The organism is Streptomyces sp. NPDC006487, from assembly GCF_042870555.1.
Classification (GTDB): Bacteria; Actinomycetota; Actinomycetes; order Streptomycetales; family Streptomycetaceae; genus Streptomyces.
This window is the reverse complement of the sequence record NZ_JBIAHN010000003.1, coordinates 310,454-327,744: the sequence shown is the minus strand read 5'-3', so window position 1 is coordinate 327,744 and position 17,291 is coordinate 310,454. Positions and strand designations below refer to the sequence as shown.

Annotated in this window: 14 protein-coding genes and 1 riboswitch; of the genes, 9 read left to right on the top strand and 5 right to left on the bottom strand. The window is 73.4% G+C overall.

What is annotated here, in order from left to right; genetic code table 11:
• Positions 1 to 89: 89 nt before the first annotated feature.
• Positions 90 to 1,331 carry an aminotransferase class I/II-fold pyridoxal phosphate-dependent enzyme gene (locus ACFYM0_RS06660; RefSeq protein ID WP_388497720.1) on the top strand — a complete coding sequence of 414 codons (1,242 nt, stop codon included), beginning with the start codon at positions 90 to 92 and terminating at the stop codon, positions 1,329 to 1,331.
• A gap of 96 nt (positions 1,332 to 1,427) precedes the next feature.
• Entirely contained in the window at positions 1,428 to 2,603 is a 1,176-nt protein-coding gene (locus tag ACFYM0_RS06655) for an MBL fold metallo-hydrolase (RefSeq protein WP_388497333.1), read from the top strand.
• A 262-nt stretch (positions 2,604 to 2,865) separates the two neighbouring features.
• Here the strand turns inward: ACFYM0_RS06655 and ACFYM0_RS06650 are convergent, their stop codons facing one another.
• Complete coding sequence (locus tag ACFYM0_RS06650) at positions 2,866 to 3,492, bottom strand: DedA family protein (RefSeq protein WP_388497330.1); 627 nt, start codon at positions 3,490 to 3,492, stop codon at positions 2,866 to 2,868.
• Positions 3,489 to 4,259 (bottom strand): MBL fold metallo-hydrolase, encoded by a 771-nt coding sequence (locus ACFYM0_RS06645; RefSeq protein WP_388497327.1) that lies wholly within the window; start codon positions 4,257 to 4,259, stop codon positions 3,489 to 3,491. The genes ACFYM0_RS06650 and ACFYM0_RS06645 overlap by 4 nt, the downstream gene beginning before the upstream one ends.
• 143 nt (positions 4,260 to 4,402) lie before the next feature.
• Here ACFYM0_RS06645 and ACFYM0_RS06640 point away from each other — a divergent pair, with 143 nt between their 5' ends.
• The 5 genes from ACFYM0_RS06640 to ACFYM0_RS06620 all read left to right on the top strand — a co-directional run bounded on the left by ACFYM0_RS06640 (position 4,403) and on the right by ACFYM0_RS06620 (position 10,680).
• Entirely contained in the window at positions 4,403 to 4,807 is a 405-nt protein-coding gene (locus ACFYM0_RS06640; RefSeq protein WP_388497325.1) for a hypothetical protein, read from the top strand.
• Between the two features lie 156 nt (positions 4,808 to 4,963).
• Positions 4,964 to 7,048: an alkaline phosphatase family protein gene (locus ACFYM0_RS06635; RefSeq protein WP_388497323.1), complete on the top strand. Its 2,085-nt coding sequence runs from the start codon at positions 4,964 to 4,966 to the stop codon at positions 7,046 to 7,048.
• A gap of 186 nt (positions 7,049 to 7,234) precedes the next feature.
• Positions 7,235 to 7,684, top strand: coding sequence for an SRPBCC family protein (locus ACFYM0_RS06630; protein ID WP_388497321.1), 450 nt, complete (start codon positions 7,235 to 7,237; stop codon positions 7,682 to 7,684).
• Between the two features lie 123 nt (positions 7,685 to 7,807).
• Positions 7,808 to 8,869, top strand: a complete 1,062-nt coding sequence (locus ACFYM0_RS06625; protein WP_388497318.1) for an ATP-binding protein — start codon at positions 7,808 to 7,810, stop codon at positions 8,867 to 8,869.
• The gene (locus tag ACFYM0_RS06620) at positions 8,866 to 10,680 is read left to right on the top strand and encodes a hypothetical protein (RefSeq protein WP_388497316.1); all 1,815 of its coding nucleotides are present in this window, start codon (positions 8,866 to 8,868) and stop codon (positions 10,678 to 10,680) included. The genes ACFYM0_RS06625 and ACFYM0_RS06620 overlap by 4 nt, the downstream gene beginning before the upstream one ends.
• 18 nt (positions 10,681 to 10,698) lie before the next feature.
• Here the strand turns inward: ACFYM0_RS06620 and ACFYM0_RS06615 are convergent, their stop codons facing one another.
• Positions 10,699 to 12,273: an RNA polymerase sigma factor gene (locus tag ACFYM0_RS06615; protein ID WP_388497314.1), complete on the bottom strand. Its 1,575-nt coding sequence runs from the start codon at positions 12,271 to 12,273 to the stop codon at positions 10,699 to 10,701.
• 213 nt (positions 12,274 to 12,486) lie between these two features.
• The gene (locus ACFYM0_RS06610) at positions 12,487 to 13,248 is read right to left on the bottom strand and encodes a methyltransferase domain-containing protein (protein ID WP_388497312.1); all 762 of its coding nucleotides are present in this window, start codon (positions 13,246 to 13,248) and stop codon (positions 12,487 to 12,489) included.
• A 90-nt stretch (positions 13,249 to 13,338) separates the two neighbouring features.
• Positions 13,339 to 13,439: riboswitch (ZMP/ZTP riboswitch) on the top strand.
• A gap of 28 nt (positions 13,440 to 13,467) precedes the next feature.
• Between ACFYM0_RS06610 and ACFYM0_RS06605 the strand changes: the two genes are divergently transcribed.
• Complete coding sequence (locus tag ACFYM0_RS06605; protein WP_388497310.1) at positions 13,468 to 14,385, top strand: bifunctional 5,10-methylenetetrahydrofolate dehydrogenase/5,10-methenyltetrahydrofolate cyclohydrolase; 918 nt, start codon at positions 13,468 to 13,470, stop codon at positions 14,383 to 14,385.
• A gap of 135 nt (positions 14,386 to 14,520) precedes the next feature.
• Positions 14,521 to 16,047, top strand: a complete 1,527-nt coding sequence (locus ACFYM0_RS06600; RefSeq protein WP_388497308.1) for a peptide MFS transporter — start codon at positions 14,521 to 14,523, stop codon at positions 16,045 to 16,047.
• Positions 16,048 to 16,110: 63 nt separating this feature from the next.
• On the opposite strand, the gene ACFYM0_RS06595 is transcribed toward ACFYM0_RS06600, so the two are convergent.
• Positions 16,111 to 17,289, bottom strand: a complete 1,179-nt coding sequence (locus tag ACFYM0_RS06595) for an MAB_1171c family putative transporter (protein ID WP_388497306.1) — start codon at positions 17,287 to 17,289, stop codon at positions 16,111 to 16,113.
• Between the last annotated feature and the right edge of the window lie 2 nt (positions 17,290 to 17,291).

Sequence of the window (17,291 nt, the reverse complement as noted above, 5' to 3'; positions counted from 1 at the left end):
ATCGTGGACGAATAACCGTATAAAGGCATGGATTGGAAGCGCGGAACGGCAGGGAGAGGTGGCGCGCGGTGTCGGGGATCCAGCGCACGATGGCCGAGGGCCGGGGCCCGGTCCGCTACGGTCCGCCCCCGCCCCAGCCCGGCCTGCCCGTCCTGCCCGAGCTCACGGCCGTCCTCGCCGCGGCCGCCTGGCGGTCGGCCCCGGAGCCCGCCGGCGGGGGAGCGCCCGTACGGGCCGCCGCCGCCCGGCACTGGGGGCGGCGCGGGCTGCCCACCGACCCCGACCACGTGGCCGCCGGACCGGGCGCGCCCGCCCTGCTGCTGGCGCTGCTCGGCGCGTACGGCGGCGACGTCATGCTGCCCCGGCCGTGTCCCGCCTGGTGGACACCACAGGTCCGGCTGCTGGGACGGCGGGCCTACCACGTCCCCACCCCGGCCGAGTGCGGCGGCGTACCCGATCCGTACGCCCTGCTGGAGACCGTGCGCCGGGTGCGAGCCGAGGGCGGCGACCCGCGGGTGCTGCTGCTGTCGGTGGCCGACGACCCGACCGCGACCGTCCCGCCGCCCGAACTGCTCCGGGAGGCCTGCGAGGCCGCCGAGTCCGCCGGGCTGTTCGTCGTCAGTGACGAGACCTGGCGCGACACCGTCCACCGGCCGGCCCGCGGCCGCCCGGGCTCCCGCGACGGGCTCGACAGGCCCGTCGTGCTCAGCCCCGCCGAGATGCTTCCGGACGACACCGCGGTGCTCCTGGACCTGTCCGGCGCACTGCTGCCCGCCGGCTGGCCCGCCGCCGTCATCCGCTTCCCCGGTACCCCGCACGGCACCTGGCTGCGGGCCCGGACCCTGGACGTGCTCACCGCCACCGGCGGGCTCGTCGCGGGCCCCGTCGCCGGGGCGGCCGCGCACGCCCTCGACGAGCCCGCCGCCGTCGCGGGACGCACCATCGCGGCCGCCGCCCTGCACGGCGCCGTGGCCCGGGCCGCGCACCGGGAGCTGCTGGCCGCCGGAGCGCTGGCCCGGCCCCCGCAGGCCGGCCGCCACCTCTACGCCGATCTGACCCCCCTGCGCTCGGGGCTCGCCCGGCAGGGGGTCGGCGACGCGATGGAACTGGAGGACTGGCTGGCCGGACGGCTCGGCGCGCCGACGCCCGGCGGGCAGCGGTTCGCGGACGAGCCCGTCGCCCCGAGGGTCCGGCTGTCGACCGGACCGCTGCTCGGAGCCACCCCGGAGGAGCAGCTCGCGGCGCTCACCGCGACCGACCCCCTCGCACTGCCCCACGTACGGGACTCCCTGGCCCGGCTGCGGTCGGTCCTGGCCGGGCTGTCCGACTGAGGCTGTCCGATCGGGGCCGTCCGGCTGTCCGCTTGGGGCCCGCCCGCACACCCCGTCCGGAACCCACGAATGCCGCAGGTGAACGGAGACTGCTCGATGAGGGATCAGACGGACGCCCCCTCGGCCTCCCGGGCCGAGGCCGGTGTCGGGGCCGGTGTAGGGGCCGGGTCCGAGGTCGTGGCCGGCCCGGACGTCCCCCCGGCGGCCACACGAGCCGGCACCGGTGAAGGCGCCCCCGCCCCCGCCTCCGCCCCCGGCGTCCGGCACGCGCGGCCGCGGCCGCTGGGCGAACACCGGCTGTGGCCGCGCTCGTTCGCGGACCGGCTGACCACCCCGCTGCCGGGGATGCGTGCCCTCGCCCGGCTCGCCCGCGAAGGCGCCTTCCGGCCTGGACCCGAGGGGCTGCGGGGCATCCCGGACCTGCCGTACGCGCCCGCCCCGCTGCCCGCCGTGGCCGCCGGGACGGTGTCCGTCACCTGGGCCGGGCACGCCAGCTGGATCCTGCGGATCGGCGGACTGACCGTCCTGACCGACCCCGTCTGGTCCCGGCGGATCCTCGGCACCCCGGCCCGGATGACCCCTGTCGGGGTGCGGTGGGAGGAACTGCCACCGGTCGACGCCGTGGTGATCAGCCACAACCACTACGACCACCTCGACGCCCCCACCCTCAAACGCCTCCCGCGCGCGACGCCGCTCTTCGTCCCGGCCGGTCTCGCACGCTGGTGCCGGCGGCGGGGGTTCACCCGGGTCACCGAACTCGACTGGTGGGAGGCGGCCGAACTGGGCGGCGTACGGTTCGAGTTCGTGCCGGCGCACCACTGGTCGAAGCGGTCGCTGATCGACGCGTGCCGGACGCTGTGGGGCGGCTGGATGCTCAGCACCGCCACCGCCACCGCCACCGCCACAGCCGACAGCGCTGGCGGGCGGCCGGGAGCCGCGAGGAAGGTCTACTTCGCGGGCGACACCGGCTACGGGCACTGGTTCGGCGAGATCGGGCGGCGGCACCCCGGGATCGACCTCGCGCTGCTTCCGATCGGGGCGTACGCCCCGCGGTGGTGGCTGCGGGACGTCCACGCGAATCCGGAGGAGGCCGTGCAGGCCTGTATGGACCTGGGGGCGCGGCGGATGGCTCCGATGCACTGGGGGACGTTCGTGCTGTCCTCGGAGCCGGTGATGGAGCCCTTGCAGCGGGTGCGGGCCGCGTGGACCCGTACCGGGCTGCCCCGGGAGCACCTGTGGGACCTCCCGGTCGGGGCGTCCCGAGCCCTGTAGCCGCGGCTGCGGACCGGGCGGCCCTGCGGGGCTGTCCCCTACCCGCCCTTCCACCGTCCCCCGGGGCCGGCCCCGGACCCCCTGGGCTCCGCCCCGGACCCCGCGCCTCAAACGCCGGCGGGGCTGAAATTGCCCCGCGGGCAATCCGGCCCCGGCCGACCGAAAACCAGCCCCTCCGGCGTTTGGGGAGCGGAGGTCCGGGGGGGGGGGCTGGTCCCCGGCGACGGTGCCGCACGGGAGACGGGTTCCGCGACCGGACGGGTCAACCGCGGACGCGGCGCCAGACGGCCGGGGTCACGCTGATGAGCACGGTGAGGGCGACCGCCACGGCCACGCCCTTCCAGGGTTCCGCGAAGAGGGAGCCGCCCGCGATGCCGATCAGGCCGTAGGTCGCCGCCCAGGCCAGGCAGGCGGGGCCGTCGCCGCGGGCGAACCGGCGCAGGGGGAGCTCCGCGAGGAGGCAGGCCAGCATCACCGGGATGCGGCCGCCCGGGAGGAGCCGCGAGACCACCAGGACCAGTACGCCGTTCTCGTCGAGCTTGCGCTGCGCCTGGGCGAGGCGTTCCGGGGTCGCGCGCCGGCGCAGCGCTTCCAGCCACCGCGATCCGTTCCGCGAGTGCACGCCGCGCCGGCCCAGCCAGTACAGCGCCAGGTCCCCGGCGAAGGCGGCCAGCGAGGACACCCCGAACACCAGGAGCAGCCCGAAGGGCAGCGAGTCCTGGTGGAACGCGACCACCGCGGCCGTACTGACCAGCGCGCCCGTCGGGATCACCGGCACCAGCGCGCCCAGCGCCACCAGCACGAAGAGGGTCGGGTAGCCGATCGCCTGCTGGGTGGATTCCGGCGGTACCTGCGCGGCCGCCTCCGCGAGCAGGGACAGGGCCCTCACGGCAGCCGCACCCGTTCGCCGTGCGCGGGCACCCGGACCGTCACCTTCGGCGCCTCCCGCCGGGCGCACCGCACGAACTCCTCGCCCGGCGCGTGGAACTCGTGCGGCCGCACCATGTCCATCCCGATCGGCCAGTACGTACCCCAGTGCACCGGAACCGCCGCCGCCGGCGCCAGCAGGGCCAGTGCCCGCGCGGCACCCGCCGCGTCCAGGTGCCCGGGACCCAGGTAGGGTCCCCAGCCGCCCACCGGCAGCAGGGCCACGTCCACCGGTCCGACCTCCTCGGCCATCGAGTCGAACAGGCCGGTGTCCCCGGCGAAGTAGGTCCGCGACGAGCCCTCGATCACGTACCCGAGCGCGGGAGAGACCTGTGGTCCGAACGGCAGCCGCCGGCCGTCGTGCCGTGCGCCGACCGCCCGCACCCGTACGCCGTCCCCCACGGTCACCGCGTCGCCGGGCACCAGCTCCGCGACCTCCAGCCCCCGTACCCCGGCTATCCGCGCCAGCCCCGGCACCGCGCCCCGAGCCCCGCGCGGCACCAGCAGCCGGGTGCCGCGCGCCAGGCGCGCCAGCGAGGGAAGGTGCAGATGGTCGGCGTGCAGGTGCGAGACGAGCACGGCGTCGGCGACCGCGGCTTCAGGCGGGGGCACCGCCCCGCGACGGCGCCGCAGGTGCGCCAGCCGGCGCGCGAACAGCGGGTCCGTGAGCAGCCGGACACCGGAGTCCTCGACCGTGCACGTCGCGTGGCCCCACCAAGTGATCTCCACCGGCCCCCGCTCCCTCCCTGGTCCCGCTTGCCACCGGGTCCCGTCCGAGCCTAAAGGCTGCCCGCCCGAACCGCCCGGAACCGGAGAACCGGGCCTCCACGCCCCCTCCTCCCCGGCGGCGGATCGGAGTAGGGTCGGGCGGCATGGATGAGCTGCGCGTGGCCGCGATCGCCAGCCTGGCCCCGCTGGAGGATCTGGACACGGATCCCTTCGCCGTCGACACCCGGAGCCAGCACGCCATGTGCGCCCGCTGGGCGGCCGGTCAGGGCTACGTGGTGACCCGCCAACTGTTCGTCTACGGGCTGCGCGCCGACCACTGCGGGCTGTGGAACGACATCGATGCCGGGCGCGTCGACCTGTTCGTCACCGCCAACCACCGGGTGCTGACCCGTGCGTTGCGCTCCGTGGGGGAGTTCACCGCGGAATGCGCACGGCGCGGCGTACGGCTGGAAACCGCCGGTCTCGACGAGCCGCGCTACACCTCCGCGATGAAGGCCGAGGTGCACCGCCGGCTCTCCATGCCGACCGCCGGATACGACGGCACGTAGCCCCCGGCAGCCTCCGTCGGCGCCTGCGCCGCGCCCCCGTACGCACATCCGCCGCCCGTGTCACCCGGCCGGGCGGGCGCCGTTGTGCGAGCCTGGACACCGTGGGACGGGGGCTCGTCGGCGCGGTGCGGGCCAGGGTGGTGAGGTGGTTGGGGCGTGTTGCGAGGCCGGTGGCGGAGTACGGGCGGCGCCCTGGTGCGGGTGGTCATCGTCTGGGCGGTGTCCACCCTCACCATGCTCGTCCTGGCCGGAATCCTCCCCGACTTCAGGCTCCAGGCGGGCGCGGGCGGCGACCGCGACAGCATCACGCAGATAGGCCTGACGGCCGCCCTCGGGGCCGGCGCGTTCGGTCTGCTGAGCGCGCTGGTGTGGCCGGTCCTCGTACGCGCCCTGCTGCTCGTGCCGGCCCTGGTCCTCGGCCTGCTCGTCTTCTTCCTCAACGGCTCGCTGCTGCTGATCGCGCTCAGCCTGATCCCGGCCGGCCGCGGCGAGGCGGACCCCGAGACCGCGGTGGTGGTCGCCGCCGTGATGTCCGCCGTCGCCTCCGCGACCTCCACCGCGCTCGCCGTCCGGGACGACGAGGCCTACCGGCGCCGGCTCTACCGGCTCGCCGACCGCCGCCGGCGCCGCCAGCACCGCGAGGGCATGCCGGGGGCCGACGAGCGCGCCCCCGCCGTGGTGTTCCTGCAGCTCGACGGGGTCGGGTACGAGGTGCTGCGCCGCGCGGCAGGCAGCGGCCTGATGCCGACGGTGGGCGAATGGCTCGACCGCAGCCACCGCATCACCTCCTGGCGCACCGACTGGTCCAGCCAGACCGGCGCCAGCCAGCTCGGCATCCTGCACGGCTCCAACTTCGACGTCCCGGCCTTCCGCTGGTACGAGAAGGACACCGGCGAGGTGGTGGTCTGCAACCGCCCCACCAGCGCCGCCGAGCTCCAGCGGCGGGCCGTCGAACGCACCGGGGACGGGGGCCTGCTCACCCTCGACGGGGCCAGCCGCGGCAACCTCTTCAGCGGCGGCGCCGGCCAACTGGCGCTCGTCCTGTCCGTTTCCGCCCGGCGGAGCCCGCACAACCGTTCCCGCGCGGGCTACTTCGCGTACTTCTCCGACCCGGCCAACGCGGTCCGCACGGCGCTCTCCTTCGTCGCCGAGGTGGCCCGCGAGATCACCCAGTCGGTACGAGGCCGCCTGCGCGGGGACCGGCCACGGGTCTCGCGCGGCGGGCTGTACCCGCTGATCCGGGCCTTCGCGACGGTGGTGGAGCGCGACGTCGTGGTCGCCGCGGTGATCGGCGACATGCTGGCCGGGCGCGCCGCGGTCTACGCAGACCTGGTCGCCTACGACGAGGTCGCCCACCACTCGGGCCCGCGCTCCCGGGACACCGAGCAGGTGCTCGCCCGGCTCGACCGCAGCCTCGCGCTCATCGCCCGGGTCGCCGAGCACGCGCCCCGGGAGTACCGGATCGTCCTGCTCTCGGACCACGGCCAGAGCCCGGGGGAGACGTTCCTGGCCCGCTACGGGCTCACCCTGAAGGACCTGGTCCGCGCGGGCTGCGGGCTGCCCGTGTCCCGGAAGGCCGGCCGCACGCACAGCGGCGCCGAGGCACGGGTCGCCGTACGCGCCGCCCTCCACCGGCCGGTGGAGGAGACAGACGAGGAGGTGCACCCCGCGGCGGGTCCGGACCCGGTGGTACTGGCCTCGGGCAACCTCGGGCTGATCTCCTTCCCCGACCTGCCCGGCCGGGCGTCGAGGGAGCAGATCGAGTGTGCGCACCCGGCGCTGCTCTCCACCCTGGCCAGCCACCCCGGGGTCGGGTTCCTGCTCGTCGACGGGACCGTCCTGGCTGCCGGAGGGGCCGAGGCACGGCTGGACGAGCCGGGCGCGGCGGAGGAACTGCTGGCCGCCTTCGGCCCGGGCGCGGCGCAGGCGGTCCGGCGGACCGACACCTTCCCGCACGCGGCCGACGTGATGGTGAACTCGGCCTACGACCCGCGGACGGGCGCGGTGCACGCCTTCGAGGAGCAGATCGGCTCGCACGGCGGCCTGGGCGGGGATCAGGGCCACCCGTTCCTGATGTGGCCGGTGGAGCTCTCCGAACCGGTGTTCCGCCCCGACGGGGAACTGGTGGGCGCGGAGGCGGTCCACGAGGTCCTGCGCCGCTGGCTCACCGAGGCGGACGGGCCCCAGGTCCCGGTCCCGCCGGCGATCTCGGTGACCCCGGGCACGGACCCGGCCGCCTGACCGGACGGCTTGACCGGACGGCCTGACACCACGGCCTGAACCACGGCCTGACACCACGGCCCGACCCGACGGCCCGACCCGACGGCCCGACCCGACGGATCACCGCAGCCCGGGGGGTCGTGCGTCCGTCCGGCGCCGGGCGTACGTTGGAAGCAGAGTCCATCAGGGGGGCTCCAAGGGGTCGCCATGTCCGCGATCAGCAAGAGCATCGACATAGACCGCAGGCCCGAGGACGTCTACTCGTACATCACGGACCCCACGCACCTGCCGGAGTGGCAGGACAGTGCCCTCTCCGCGGTGCCGATGGGAGACCTTCCCGTCCACGTGGGTTCGAAGGTGATCGTCACCCGGCAGATCGGCAAGCGCAGGATGCCCACCACCATGCAGGTCATGGAACTCGACCCGCCGAGGAGCTGGCACTTCCACGGCGTCGACGGGCCGGTCCGTCCGGACGTGCGCGGCCACATCGAACCCCTCGACGGCGGGACCCGCTCCCGTGTCACCATCGCGGTCGACTTCGAGGGCCACGGCCTGGGCCGGGCGTTCGTCCCCCTCGCGGTCAAGCCCATGGTCCGCAAGGAGATGCCCCGGAGCGAGGAGAAGCTCAAGCACCTGCTGGAGCACTCCGCGACCTGAGCTCCGGGCCCTGAGGCTCCGCGCCCCGGAAGGACACCCCGGGGAAAACCGGATGCTCCGGGACATGCGGTGCGCCCACACTGGGCGCACCGCGTACCCGGAACCCGAAGGACGTCCCCACCCGTGCAGGCTGCCGTCACCGTCACCCCCGCCCAGCTCCCCGAACTGCTCCTCGGCCTCGCCACCGTGCGGCCCGTGTTCCTCTGGGGGGCGCCCGGCATCGGCAAGTCCTCGCTCGTGCGGAAGTTCGCCGGCTCGCTGGGACTGGAGTGCGTGAGCCTGCTCGGTACCCAGCTCGCGCCCGAGGACCTGATCGGCGTACCGCAGATCCGTGACGGGCGGTCCGTGTTCTGCCCGCCGGAGGCGATCGCCCGCGAGGAGCCGTACTGCCTGTTCCTCGACGAGCTCAACGCCGCGGGCCCGGACGTGCAGAAGGCCTTCTACTCCCTGATCCTCGACCGGCGGATCGGCTCCTACGAGCTGCCCGCGGGCTCCATCGTCATCGGCGCGGGCAACCGGGCCACCGACAACGCCCTGGCCCGCCCCATCGCCTCCGCGCTCGTCAACCGGCTCACCCACGTCCACCTGAACGCCTCCGCCGGGGACTGGCTGGTGTGGGCCGGTGAGCACGGAATCCACCCGTGGGTCACCGACTACCTCACGGACCGGCCCGACCACCTGTGGTCGCAGCCGCCCAAGACGGAGGAGCCGTTCTCCACGCCGCGTTCCTGGCACATGCTCTCGGACGCCCTGCACTCCTTCGGGCCCGAGCTGGACGAGACGACCCTCAAGGTGATCGCCCACGGCACCCTCACCCCGGCGCACGCCGTGTCCTTCTGCGGCTACGCGAAGATCGTCCGCCACTCGTTCGGCATCGAGGCGATCATGAAGGGCGACGCGAACTGGCCCACCCGCCTCGCCGACCGCGACCTGCTCTACTACCTGGCCGACGCTTTCCGGGGCCGGCTGGTCAAGGAGCTGCCCGCACAGCGCGAGCACGTCTCGCCCGCCGTCCGGCAGACCGCGTACCGGGCCAAGTCCCTCCTCGTCCAGCTCGCCGAGATTTCCGTCGAGGTCGCCCAGACCGTCATCGCCGACGACGCCGACGGCCTGCCCGTGCTGCCCGCCTGGTTCCTCGTCGAGGCTGCCCGCGACATGCCGCGCCTGGTCGAGGCCCGCCGGTGACCCGCCCCACCCGCAAGAACACCGGCAACGCCAAGCCCGACCCCGCCGACCAGGCCTTCGCCGAGGGCCTCGCCCTGGTCAAGCGGAACCCGGCCCTCGCCGCCGTCTCCGCCACCGTCTGCCGCCAGGCGAAGTGCCCGGCCACCCCCGCCGGTGGACTGGCGGCCGTCGACTCCAACGGCACCGTCCACGTCCACCCCACCCGGCGCGCCACGCCCGGCGAATGGGCCTGGACGCTCTCCCACGCACTGCTCCACCTCGGCTTCGGACACGTCCCCGCAGCCAAGGACGAGCGCCGCACCCAGCCCGACCGCTTCGACCTGGCCGCCCGCTGCGCCGTCGTCAACCGGTTCCTGGCGAGCTTCGCACCCGGCTGGACCCCGGACCGCCTGCCCGCCGAGCACCCGGGCGGCGACGAGGACCTGCTCGCGGCCCGGTGGCGCCGCGACGGCATCCCCGCGGCCCACGAACACTGCGGCACCGCCGGAGACCACCCCGACCAGGTCCTGGTGACCTGGCAGGCGTGGAACACCACCGTCCCCGACTGGGAGACCTCCTTCGCGCACGCCCTGACCCGCAGCGTCTCGGCCGCCATGGACGTGGCCGGCGGCCGCCGCGACCGGGTCACCGGGGAGCACGTACGGCTGCACCCTTGGGACCGGGCCCTGAACTGGTTCGTCTCCTCGTACCCGCTGCTCGGGGGGCTCGCCGCCGGGCTGAAGATCGTCGCCGACGCCGAGCTGGCCCGAGCCCAGGGCATCGACATCGCCGCCGTCAGCGCGAGCGCCGGGGAGATCTACGTCAACCCGCTGCGCAGCTTCACCGACGGGGAATGGCGGTTCATCCTGGCCCACGAGATGCTGCACGCCGCCCTGCGCCACGGGGAGCGCCGCGGCGCCCGCGACCCGTACCTGCACAACGTGGCGGCCGACTACGTGGTGAACGGCTGGCTCGTGGAGATGGACGTCGGCGAGATGCCGGAGGGGCTGCTGTACGACGCGGAGCTGCGCGACCTGTCCGTCGAGGAGGTCTACGACCGGATCACCGCCGACCTGCGCCGCATGCGCCGCCTCGCCACCCTGCGCGGCAAGGGCCGCGGGGACATCCTGGGCGAGCCGCTGCCCCACCCGGGCAGCTGCCCGTACACCGACCTGGACGAGTTCTACCGGCGCGGCCTGGTCCAGGGCTTCGACCTGCACGGGTACGGGGAGCGCGGGCTGCTCCCCGCCGGGCTGATCCAGGAGATCCGGGCGCTGGCCCACCCGCCGGTGCCGTGGGACGCGGCGCTCGCCCGCTGGTTCGACGCGTACGTGCCGCGGCCCGTGGCCGTACGGTCCTACGCCCGCCCGGCCCGACGCCAGGCCTCGACCCCCGACATCCCTCGCGCGGGCCGGTACTTCCCGCTCGAGGAGACCGCCCGCTGCACCTTCGGGGTGGTCCTCGACACCTCGGGGTCGATGAACGCCGCCCTGCTCGGCAAGGCGCTCGGCGCCATCGCCTCGTACGCGGAAGCCCGCGACGTACCGGCCGCCCGCGTCGTGTTCTGCGACGCGGCGCCGTACGACGCGGGCTATCTGCCACCCACCGAAATCGCCGGACGGGTCCGGGTGCGCGGCCGGGGCGGCACGGTCCTGCAACCGGGCATCGACCTGCTGCACCGGGCGGAGGACTTCCCGCCCGGTGCCCCGGTCCTCGTGATCACGGACGGCGAGTGCGGCACCCTGCGGATCCGGCGCGAGCACGCCTATCTGATCCCGCAGGGTGCCTCCCTGCCGTTCACGCCCCGCGGGCCGGTCTTCCGACTGGCCTGAGGGGCGTGCACCCCGGTTTTAGTCGAGGTAGTCGCGCAGCACCTGCGAGCGCGACGGGTGACGGAGCTTCGACATGGTCTTCGACTCGATCTGGCGGATGCGCTCACGGGTGACCCCGTACACGCGGCCGATCTCGTCGAGGGTCTTCGGCTGGCCGTCGTTGAGGCCGTAGCGCATGGAGACCACGCCCGCCTCGCGCTCCGAGAGCGTGCCCAGGATGGACTGGAGCTGCTCCTGGAGGAAGGTGAAGGAGACCGCGTCGGCCGGCACGACCGCCTCGGAGTCCTCGATGAGGTCACCGAACTCGCTGTCGCCCTCCTCACCCAGCGGGGTGTGCAGGGAGATCGGCTCGCGGCCGTACTTCTGGACCTCGATGACCTTCTCGGGGGTCATGTCGAGTTCCTTGCCCAGCTCCTCCGGAGTGGGCTCCCGGCCGAGGTCCTGGAGCATCTGGCGCTGGACGCGGGCCAGCTTGTTGATGATCTCGACCATGTGGACGGGGATGCGGATGGTGCGCGACTGGTCGGCCATGGCACGCGTGATCGCCTGCCGGATCCACCAGGTGGCATACGTGGAGAACTTGAAGCCCTTGGTGTAGTCGAACTTCTCCACCGCGCGGATCAGACCGACGTTGCCCTCCTGGATCAGGTCCAGGAAGAGCATGCCGCGGCCGGTGTAGCGCTTGGCGAGGGAGACCACGAGGCGGAGGTTGGCCTCCAGCAGGTGGTTCTTGGCCCGGCGGCCGTCCTCGACGAGGATCTCCAGCTCGCGCTTGAACGCGGGCTTGTGGTCCTCCTCCTCTTCGAGCTTGTACTCGGAGAAGAGACCGGCCTCGATGCGCTTGGCGAGCTCCACCTCCTGCTCGGCGTTGAGGAGCGGCACCTTGCCGATGAGCTTGAGGTAGTCCTTGACGGGGTCGGCGGTGGCGCCGGCGACCATGACGGTCTGGGCCGGGGCGTCGTCCTCGTCGTCGTCGGACAGGACGAAGCCGGCGCTGCCGCCCGTCTTGGGCGTCTCCTTCTCGTCGCCCTCGTCCAGGTCCTCGGCTGCCCAGTCCTCGCCCTCGGCCACGGGGGCGTCGCCCTCGTCGCCGTCCTTGGCGGTCTTCTTCGTGGCGGCCGTCTTCTTCACGGCGGTCTTCTTGACGGCGGTCTTCTTGACCGTCCGCTTCTTGGGCGCGGCGGCGGCCTCGGCCGCCACCTCCTCCTCGGTCCCGGAGGCCGACGGGTCGGATATCGCCGCGGCGGGGGTGGTGGCAGCCGTTTTGCGCGCACCGATGAGGCGCGGCGGGGCGGCGGCCTTCTTGGCGACGGTGCGCGCCGGAGCGGCGGCCGCCTTGCGCGCCTTCTTGGCGGGAGCCTTCGTGGCGGGGGCGGCGCTGACGTGCAGCGCGACGCCCTCTTCGTCCAGGACCTGGTTCAGGCTGCGCAGGACCCGCTTCCACTGGTCCACCGGGATGCGGCCGGCCTCGAAGGCCTGGCGCACGTCATCACCGTTGATGTGACCCTGCTCGCGGCCACGCTCGACAAGCGCGACCAGGGCCTCGGATTCGGCGATCTCCGTGGGGAACGTACGGGACGGGCTGAGCGACACAAGGAGCCTCTCGTTGCGAACAGATAAGGGGTGGCGGGACATCATCGCGCGAACTCGGGAAACAGACCCGAGGGGGGTCTGTATTCCGGGCCGCACGAGGACACCTGTCGGTTCATCGCATGCCCGAGTAGATTCGTTACGCGCTGAATTGAGTGACCTGCGCCACGCTGCGACCGGGGAGCCGGTCGCGGGTGGTCGCGTCCGCCCGTTTTGTCAGCCCGTTTTGCGGGCCTCGATGAGAAAACGGGCGGTGTGTGCGACGAACGGGCCTTCGCGCTCGATCTGTTCGTGCAGCTCGCGCAACCGGGCCCGATGCTGCCCGACCGTGAAGCCCGGCACCATCCAGATCACCTTCCGTAGAAAGTAGATCACGGCTCCGATGTCGTGGAACTCCGTCCGCAGCCGCTCGGAGCGCAGATCGACCACCTCCAGTCCCGCCTTCGTGGCCTCGGCGACCGCGTCGTCGGGGTGCCGGGCCCGCCGGACCTCCTCCGGCTGCGCTCCCAGGAAGTACTCCACGAGCTCGAAAACGCTCGCCGGGCCGACCTGCTGGGAGAGGTACGTGCCACCGGGCTTCAGCACCCGCGCGATCTCCTCCCACCAGATCGTGACCGGATGCCTGCTGGCGACGAACTCGAAGGCTCCGTCGCCGAACGGCAGCGGCGGTTCGTCGGAGTCGGCGACCACGACCGCGCCGAGCGGGTGCAGCAGCCTTGTCGCCTTGTCGACGTTGGGCGGCCACGATTCGGTGGCCACCGTCAGCCGGGGCAGGGGCCCGGCTCCGGCGAGCACCTCTCCGCCGCCGGTCTGGATGTCCAGGGCGGAGCCGACCTGCGCCAGGCGCCGCGCCAGGATTCCCTGATACCCCCAGGAGGGGCGCTGCTCGGTGGCGCGGCCGTCGAGCCAGGAGAAGTCCCAGCCGTCCACGGAAACGGATTCCGCTTCCGCGACGAGATGGTCGAAAGTGCGCGTCATGTCTCGATCGTCCCAGGTCCGGCGCCGGTCATCCACCGGATTGCCGGGCCGGGGGCCACGCCGGACATCCCGGGAGGTCGCCTACACTGGGCGGCGGGCCGTGACTGGCGTTCGGGTGGATCACCACCGGGGAGCGGCCCGGCGTACACCCGCATCCCGTACGCCGACTGCCGCGCGCCTGGGCGAACCGCGATCCCGCAGCGACGCTCAGGAGCCCCGATGACCACTCAGACGACCGCCCAGACCGTTTCCGCCACCCCGGACGTTCCCGCCGCCGGGACCGCCCGGCTGATGGACGGCACCGCCCTCGCCCGCCGCATTTCGGAGCGGACCGCCGAGTACGCCGCGAAGATCACCGAGCGCACCGGAACCGCGCCCTGTCTGGCCACCGTGCTCGTGGGCGAGGACCCCGCGTCGGTCACCTACGTCCGCATGAAGCAGAACCGTTGCGCCAAGGCCGGGATCACCTCGCGCCACGTGGAGCTGCCGGCCGGGACGACCACCGAGGAGCTCGTCGCCACCCTGACCGCGCTCTCGGAGGACCCGGAGATCAGCGGCATCCTGCTCCAGCACCCCGTCCCGCACCACATCGACGAGCGCGCCGCCTTCGAGGCCATCGCCCCGGGCAAGGACGTCGACGGGGTCACCATGCACTCCTTCGCCGCCATGGGCTTCGGACTGCCGGGCTTCGTCTCCTGCACCCCCGGCGGCATCATGCGCCTGCTGGAGGCCTACGACGTGGACCTGACCGGCAAGCACGCCGTGGTCGTCGGCCGCAGCGCGATCCTGGGCAAGCCCGCCGGGATGCTGCTGCTGGAGCAGAACGCCACCGTCACCTACTGCCACTCGCGCACCGTGGACCTGTCGTCCATCGTCCGGCAGGCGGACGTGCTGGTCGCCGCCGTCGGCAAGGCCGAGTTCATCCGCGGCGAGGACATCAAGCCGGGCGCCGTGGTCCTGGACGCCGGCTACAACGAGGGGAACGTCGGCGACGTCCACTTCGAGTCCGCCGCCGCACGCGCCTCGCTGATCACCCCGGTACCGGGCGGCGTGGGCCCGATGACCATCGCCGTACTGCTGGAGCAGACCGTCCAGGCCGCCGCCGCGCAGGCCGGCCTGGCCCTCGCGGACCTCTGACCCGGTCCGCACCCCCCGACGCGGACGAACGCCCCGGGCCCTTCGGTCCGGGGCGTTCCGTTTCCTCCGGTAACAGGCCGAAAGACCGATCCCGGTCCGGCGCGACAGGGCTCCAATGAATATGTGAAGCCTTCGATGGATATGCAGAAGCCCCCGGCGTCGGACGCAGCACCGGACGCGGCGGCGGTGGGCGGGAAGCGCCACCCGCGCGGGCTCGCCACCCTCGTCCTCGCCGAGCTGTGGGAGCGTTTCAGCCTCTACGGCATGGTCGCCATCCTCGTGCACTTCCTCGCCGCCTCCCGCGGCCACGGGGGCATGGGACTCCACGAGGGCACCGCGGAGGCGGTGGAGGGCGTCTACATGGCCATGATCTCGCTGCTGGCGCTGCCCGGCGGCTGGATCGCCGACCGCTTCCTCGGCGCCCGGCGGGCGGTCCTGTGGGGCGGCGTGGTCATCATGGCCGGTCACGTCCTGATGGCCGTCCCGAACCCGGTCTTCGTCTGGCCCGGTCTGGTCCTCATCGTCATCGGCACCGGCCTGCTCAAGCCGAACATCTCCGCGCTGGTCGGCCGGCTGTACGCCGCCGACGACGACCAGCGGCGCGACGCCGGCTACTCGATCTTCTACATGGGCATCAACCTGGGCGCCGTGATCGCCCCGCTCGTCGTCGGCTACCTCGGCGAGGAGGTCAACTGGCACCTCGGCTTCGGCGCCGCCGCCGTCGGCATGGCCCTCGGCCTGGTCCAGTACGTCCTCGGCGGACGCCGCCTCTCGGAGCAGCTGCGGGCGGAGCCCGTGGTCCGGCTCACCCCCGCCGAGCGGGCCAAGGTGCGCAAGTCCTCCTCGTACGGCCTGGTCTTCACCGCCGTACTGATCACCCTGCTGGCCGCCTCGCACGCGCTGAGCATCGACAACATCACCTTCGTGCTGACGATCGTCGCCGTAGTGGTTCCGGCGGGCGTGCTGCTCTCGATGTACCGCAGCCCCAAGATCGACCGGGTCGAGAAGACCCGGCTGCGGGCCTACGTCTGGCTCTTCCTGGCCGCCACGCTGTTCTGGCTGGTCTACGACCAGATGGGCAACGAGCTGAACCTGTTCGCCGCCCAGAAGACGGACCTGTCCCTGCTCGGCTGGCACATCCCGGCGAGCTGGACCCAGTCGCTGCCCTCGCTGTTCGTGATCATCCTGGCCCCCGTCTTCGCCGCCTTCTGGGTGCGCCGGGGCAAGCACATGAGCACCCCGTTCAAGTTCGGCCTGGCCCTGCTGCTGACCGGCGCCTCCTTCGTGGTCATGTCGGGCGCCGCGGCCATCGCCTCCAGCGGGGTCAAGGTCTCGCTGATGTGGCTGGTGGGCGTGTACGTGATCCAGGTGATGGGCGAGATGTGCCTGAGCCCGGTGGGCCTCTCGGTCACCACGAAGCTCGCCCCGCGGGCCTTCACCAACCAGATGATGGGCGTGTGGTTCCTCGCCGCCGCCACCGGAGACGCGATCGGCGCGCAGCTGCCCCGGCTCGACGCGGTCATCGGCCAGAGCTGGAACTTCCTGTGGCAGGGCGCCATGGTGATCGCGGCGGGCGCGGTGATGGTCTTCTTCACCAAGCGGCTCAAGGTGCTGACGGGCGAGGCGGCCGCCGCTCGGGAAACGGTGGCGGTGGCGGCCTGAGCACCCCTCCCCGCTTCTCCTCCGGTCTCTTCCGGTCTCGTCCGGGACCGGGCCGGCCCGGTCTCAGGCCGGGGCCGCGGCCCGGCGGCGGGCCTCCGCCACGATGGGCGAGGTGTGGAACTCCCGGGCCAGCTCCGTCAGCGGCCGGCCGCCGAGGTGGCAGGGCTCGGCGGGACCGGATCCGGGCCCGGGTTCCACCCGGCCGGATGCGGCACGGCGCCGGCAGGCGGCCGCGAGTACGGCCGCGTCCGCCACCAGGGCGGCGCCCCGCGCGCACCGGCCCTGGGCCAGCGCGGCCTCGTAAGCCTCGCTCCGGACGGCGGGGTCGAACCAGGAGGCGAGCGCCAGCAGCCCGTCGTCGATCACCGATTCGCGGTGGATCAGCCGGATCCCGACGGGGGACCACCAGGTCAGCGGCACCGTCATCACACTGGACGCGGCGAACCCGTGCAGGGCCTTCCACAGCGGACGCAGCCTGCGGTACTGGCTGAGCTCCTGCCAGGCCGCCGATCCGCCGACCAGGGGCACGATGAACCCGGTGCCGACCAGCAACGCAGCCACGGAGGCGAGCGGCGGAGCCAGATCGGTGGACAGGCCGTCCCAGTCCCGGCCGGACCAGCGGGCGCCGACGGCCGCCCACTTCGCGACGAGATACCCCACGTCCAGCACCATGCCGGACATGAGCAGCGCCAGCCCGGTGCGCAGCGCCCGCAGCGCCGGGTCCACGCGCCGCAGCCACTTCCAGCACAGCAGGGTCAGCGCCGTGCTGCCGACGGCGTGCGCGGCCAGGTAGAGGGCGATCATCTCGCGGATCCACGGGGTGTCGGCGTAGTACGTGTCCAGGTCGCGCAGCCGCTCGACCGGCGCGTCCCCCATCGCGAACAGGAAGACGATCGTCACGACGACGGCGCCGTACGCGACCACCGTGATCCGGGTGGCCCGGCGGACCCCCGGTGTCGGGCCGCCGCCCCAGTGCAGGACCAGCACGATGCACGACGCGGAGAACGCGGTGAGCGTGCCGTAGACCAGCGGGGCGGAGAAGTTGACGATGCCGGTGAGGCGGTTGACCGCGGCGATCGTCGGGGGCGCGGACAGGAACATGGCGAGGGAACCGACGACGAGCAGCGTGCACACGGCACGCATCAGCGGCCGGTCCCGGCCACGGCGCAGGGTCGGAGCCTTGACGGCCAGTGCCAGGAGGATCACGAACCCCGGAACGTAGAGGATGAGCCCGTCCGTCATCG

Coding starts and splice junctions, on each gene's coding strand:
- ACFYM0_RS06595 (WP_388497306.1), bottom strand. CDS start 17,289: ATGACGGACGGGCTCATCCTCTACGTTCCGGGGTTCGTGATCCTCCTG.
- ACFYM0_RS06630 (WP_388497321.1), top strand. CDS start 7,235: ATGTCCGCGATCAGCAAGAGCATCGACATAGACCGCAGGCCCGAGGAC.
- ACFYM0_RS06600 (WP_388497308.1), top strand. CDS start 14,521: ATGGATATGCAGAAGCCCCCGGCGTCGGACGCAGCACCGGACGCGGCG.
- ACFYM0_RS06655 (WP_388497333.1), top strand. CDS start 1,428: ATGAGGGATCAGACGGACGCCCCCTCGGCCTCCCGGGCCGAGGCCGGT.
- ACFYM0_RS06660 (WP_388497720.1), top strand. CDS start 90: ATGGCCGAGGGCCGGGGCCCGGTCCGCTACGGTCCGCCCCCGCCCCAG.
- ACFYM0_RS06640 (WP_388497325.1), top strand. CDS start 4,403: ATGGATGAGCTGCGCGTGGCCGCGATCGCCAGCCTGGCCCCGCTGGAG.
- ACFYM0_RS06605 (WP_388497310.1), top strand. CDS start 13,468: ATGACCACTCAGACGACCGCCCAGACCGTTTCCGCCACCCCGGACGTT.
- ACFYM0_RS06610 (WP_388497312.1), bottom strand. CDS start 13,248: ATGACGCGCACTTTCGACCATCTCGTCGCGGAAGCGGAATCCGTTTCC.